A 4,280-nucleotide genomic window follows, 5' to 3' on the forward strand; every position below is an offset into this window, starting at 1 on the left:
GAACGTGTATCTTATATAGCATATATTATTTTAATTATGTTTGTATTACCTTTTCTTTTATCCGTTATACTCATTTTAATTAATTATATATTTTTAAACCATAGTCAAATTCCATACTTTTATTCATATTTTTTAAATTATGGATTTTTAGTTTTAAGTCTCATAGGTTTAATTATTAATTACATCATTCAAATAAATAAAATAAAAAAACGTACTCATTAAAGGAGGTCTACAATGAAGTTAGAACAAATTACAAAAAAGTATGGACACAATACGGTAATTGATCATATCGATTTTGATTTCGGCAATAGTCAGATAGTAGGGCTAATTGGTAAAAATGGTGTTGGTAAAACAACCTTAATGAAAGTAATGAATGGAAATATTATTAATTTTGAAGGTAAAGTTAATTTGCCAAATGATGAAAATGTAGGTTATTTAATAGAACATCCTAAATTGTATGATAATAAAACTGGTTTATATAATTTAAAATTATTTGCACAAGTATTAGGTAAAGGTTTCGATAAAAAGTATGCTGATCACATTATAGATGCTTTTGGTATGAGACCTTATATCAAGAAAAAAGTTAAAAAATATTCAATGGGAATGAAACAAAAATTAGCAATTGCGGTGTCTCTAATGAATAAACCTAAATACTTAATTTTAGATGAGCCAACAAATGGTATGGATCCTGATGGTTCTATAGACGTACTTAAAACGATTCAATCACTTGTTAAACAATTAGAGATGAAAATTTTAATTTCTAGTCATAAGTTAGAAGATATTGAATTGATTTGTGATAGAGCAGTATTTTTAAGAGATGGCACATTTGTGCAAGATGTGAATATGAAAGATGGTGGACCTAAAGATAGTACAATTATTACGATTGATAAAGAAGACTTTGGAAAATCATTAGAAATATTGACAGAAAAATTCCATGTTCAACAATCTAGTAAAGATAATGGTGAGATTATTATTAAAGCACAAAGTAACTATAAAGATGTAATACAATCACTTGCTAAACTCAATATTTATCCTAAATATATTGAAACACGTAAAAGCTCATTACGTGATACTTACTTTAATATCAATCAAAGAGGTGATAAATAATGAGAGCGTTACAATTAGTAAAACACGATTTAATAAGTATTATTAAAAGTCCACTTACGTATATTGCGTTTATACTTGTGGTAGGTTTAACTGTTTTTCAAGCTACGATGATGGCAAATTATAATCCTGGTCATAAAGTGAATTATACGATGGTATTTATTATGGCCAATTGGTTATTCTTATTCGCTGGTTTATTATTTATCATTAAAACAATCACTAGAGATTATTCACAAGGTACAATTCAATTATACATGAACAAAATGAGCAGTAGAATTGGTTATATTATTGCTAAAACAATTTCTATGATCTTAATTTCATTTTTATTTACATTAATTCAATATTTAGTAATTATTATTATAGAAGCAACTACTAAAGGTAAAAGTATAGATGGAGATAACTTTTTAACAAATATTTGGTTTTACCTTATCTTCTTCCTATTCTTTGGTTTATTTTTATTCTTAATTACATTAGCAGTTGAGAAACCAGCTGTTATATTTACTTTAGGTATATTCCTATTATTAATTGTTCCATTTATCCAACCACTTGTTGGATTAATTCCAAATATTGGTGATGACATTCATAAGTCATTTAAATATATTCCATTCACTTATTTGACTGAGAAAATGACTTCATCAGATATATCATTTTCACATTGGCAATGGTTTATATCTATAGCGTCAATTGTAGTATTATTTATTGCAAATGTATTATATGCCGCAAAACGAGATATATAAATTGTTATCATCCGGGACTATATGGTCCCGGTTTTTATGTAGAAGAAACATGTTAAAAATTAAATTGGAGACTAATTTAAAAAAGATGAAGCTACTTAAAATTAAATAGCTCCATCTTAAATATGATTTATTTATATAGCATTTGATCGATGATTGAATTATACACAGCACTCCAAAAAGATGAGTCTGTTTTATATCGATTAGAAATAATTAAATGTGTTTCTTTCACTTTATCATCATAATCTGGATGTTCTTTACTTGGTAATGTGTCTTCGCGTAAGTTTGTCACAAACGCTTGAACTTCTTTAGCGCGTGGACCCCAAACTGTTTCTTGTTCGTATTGATCATTTAAAAATACAAAAATAGGTATAGAACGAGATTTTCCATTTGTTAAATATTGATCGATAAGTTGAGTATCATCATCGCGGTGGAATACTTTTACATGTAAATTTAGAGCTTCGGCGATATGCTTAAGTATTGGTAGATTCATCATTGCATCGCCACACCAATCTTCTGTAATTACTAATACATTAGAATAATTAGAGGATTTTAATTTTTCTAATCTCTCATCATCTTCAGGTAACTTAAAAGAATTATAAATAGAAACTAGATTATCTTTATTTTCTTGCATTTGTTCAATATAAGGTCCGATGTCTTGGCTTTTTTTGAAATATGTTTCTAAACGAGTCATCGTAAAAACCTCCTTTAATTATTTTATACATTATACCAATTTCTAAAGTGTAAATAAATTAAAATATTTTAAAAATTCTCTCATTTAATGAAAAGTATGACGTAAGATGAAAGTAAATAAACCTTATGCTATATTTAATATAATAAGTCGAAAGTGGTGACCATCATTGCGTATACAGAATCGTTGGGTAATTACGATACTATTTTTAATTTTAAGTATCTTACTTCTTATTGGTATTTCAATTTATAACAATATAAAAACTGTCGATTTATCAAATACTTCAATAAATGGTATACATTTAAATGATCAATTTCATAAGAAAAATTATAAGGTAAATAAAAATATTAAAGTAGATCGTTATACGTTCTATAATCATAGAGAACATAATGATTTAACGTTAAAAGTTCATAAAAAGAAAAATATCGTAAAAGGAATTGTACTAGTTAAAGATAAAGATGTTCCTACTAACTTTGATGTTAAAATTGGTAGCCATATTGATCAAGCTATTAATTCCTTAGGTAGTAATTATCAAAAAAATAAAATAGGTAAAAATTATCAATCTATTACATACAGAGACCGCGATAACCACATGAAATTAAATATTTTATATAAAGATGATATAGTAAAACGTATCGAGTTTTTTAGTAAGTAGAGAATAGTTGGACATTAGTATTGCAACTAATATAGAAAAATTGGCAGAAAGAGTGACAATACTATGGATAAAATCACATTTTTAAATGAATTAGAAGTATCCCTAGATGAACTTCCCAAGAAAGAAAAAGATAAAAAAATGTTTGACTATGAACATTATTTTTATGAAGAAGAATTGAAAGGAAAGTCTGAAGCAGAAATAGTAAAAGAACTTAAAGAACCTGAGGATATAGCTAAACAAGTTAAAGCTAGTAGTGCGATTGAATATGCGGAAGTTAAACCGACTTTTCATAACATCATTAGAGCTATTACAGCCTCACTAAGTTTAGGTTTATTATCTATATTTTTAGTTCTAATCCCAGTATTTTTAATTAGTTTGATATTTGTGATGTTATTGATTGTTTCAGTATTTTTAATTTTTATGCCTCTAATTTTAGTTATATCTTCCATTTATAAAGGTATACATGATTCTACCAGTAATATTTTATTTTCTATTGCATATTCTGGTTTAGGATTAATGTTGATAGTCTTAACTTTTAAAGTGTTAGAAGGAATTTATAGACTTATTTTAAAATATTTGAAATGGTATATTAAAACAATTAAAGGACGCGTTCAAAGATGAGAAAGCTAATGTTTTCAGGTCTTATCATTTTTATTGTTTTCTTTATAGGTGCAACTATCACATGGTTTGCCTTTGAGAAACAAAATTATGAAGAAAAGAAATTTAATGAAACCTATCCGAATTATAACTTTAAAAATATATCTATAAAATCAGAATATGCTAATGTTAAATTGGTAAAAGGTCCAAAATTTAAAGTTAAATATAATGGAGACAGCAACGTTAAAGTTAATAAAAACAAAGAGAATTTAAAAGTGACAGAGAAAAAGAATGTAAATAGAGGATACGCAATTAATTTAAATCCGTTTAGAAAAAGAGATAACTTAATAGTTATTGAAGTACCCAATAAAAAGTTAAACACATTATCTGTAGATTCTATAAATGGAAATTACTTTATAGAAGATATTAAAGTGAAAAAATCTTTAATAAATAATAATTATGGGCAAATATTTATAAACAAAAGTGAATTTAATGATTC

6 protein-coding genes and 1 pseudogene are annotated in these 4,280 nt (G+C 26.0%); 6 read left to right on the forward strand and 1 reads right to left on the reverse strand.

Annotated features, from left to right (window positions below; all coding sequences use genetic code 11):
* From CD121_RS12440 to pmtD, 3 genes and pseudogenes are all read left to right on the forward strand, one after another.
* Nucleotides 1-222: pseudogene (locus tag CD121_RS12440) on the forward strand (phenol-soluble modulin export ABC transporter permease subunit PmtB); the annotation flags it as partial.
* Between the two features lie 12 nt (nt 223-234).
* Nucleotides 235-1,107 carry a phenol-soluble modulin export ABC transporter ATP-binding protein PmtC gene (pmtC, locus tag CD121_RS09645; RefSeq protein WP_029056033.1) on the forward strand — a complete coding sequence of 291 codons (873 nt, stop codon included), beginning with the start codon at nt 235-237 and terminating at the stop codon, nt 1,105-1,107.
* Nucleotides 1,107-1,841: a phenol-soluble modulin export ABC transporter permease subunit PmtD gene (gene pmtD, locus CD121_RS09650; RefSeq protein WP_046467413.1), complete on the forward strand. Its 735-nt coding sequence runs from the start codon at nt 1,107-1,109 to the stop codon at nt 1,839-1,841. The genes pmtC and pmtD overlap by 1 nt, the downstream gene beginning before the upstream one ends.
* Nucleotides 1,842-1,968: 127 nt before the next feature.
* Here the strand turns inward: pmtD and CD121_RS09655 are convergent, their stop codons facing one another.
* Nucleotides 1,969-2,532: a thioredoxin family protein gene (locus CD121_RS09655; RefSeq protein ID WP_029056031.1), complete on the reverse strand. Its 564-nt coding sequence runs from the start codon at nt 2,530-2,532 to the stop codon at nt 1,969-1,971.
* 166 nt (nt 2,533-2,698) lie between these two features.
* On the opposite strand from CD121_RS09655, the gene CD121_RS09660 reads away from it, so the two are divergent.
* From CD121_RS09660 to CD121_RS12445, 3 genes are all read left to right on the forward strand, one after another.
* On the forward strand, nt 2,699-3,184 hold the full coding sequence (locus CD121_RS09660) for a hypothetical protein (protein ID WP_029056030.1): 486 nt from the start codon (nt 2,699-2,701) through the stop codon (nt 3,182-3,184).
* 63 nt (nt 3,185-3,247) lie between these two features.
* A complete protein-coding gene (locus CD121_RS09665) occupies nt 3,248-3,805 on the forward strand; it encodes an HAAS signaling domain-containing protein (RefSeq protein ID WP_126568087.1) in 558 nt (185 codons plus the stop codon).
* The coding region (locus CD121_RS12445; protein WP_257214286.1) for a DUF4097 family beta strand repeat-containing protein at nt 3,802-4,280 on the forward strand (479 nt) is incomplete at its 3' end. The genes CD121_RS09665 and CD121_RS12445, both read left to right, overlap by 4 nt.

Source organism: Staphylococcus pasteuri, from assembly GCF_003970495.1.
Taxonomy (GTDB): domain Bacteria; phylum Bacillota; class Bacilli; order Staphylococcales; family Staphylococcaceae; genus Staphylococcus; species Staphylococcus pasteuri.

Excerpts from the sequence above, each read along its gene's own strand:
- CD121_RS09665 (WP_126568087.1), top strand. The coding sequence starts at position 3,248 with ATGGATAAAATCACATTTTTAAATGAATTAGAAGTATCCCTAGATGAA.
- pmtD (WP_046467413.1), top strand. The coding sequence starts at position 1,107 with ATGAGAGCGTTACAATTAGTAAAACACGATTTAATAAGTATTATTAAA.
- pmtC (WP_029056033.1), top strand. The coding sequence starts at position 235 with ATGAAGTTAGAACAAATTACAAAAAAGTATGGACACAATACGGTAATT.
- CD121_RS09655 (WP_029056031.1), bottom strand. The coding sequence starts at position 2,532 with ATGACTCGTTTAGAAACATATTTCAAAAAAAGCCAAGACATCGGACCT.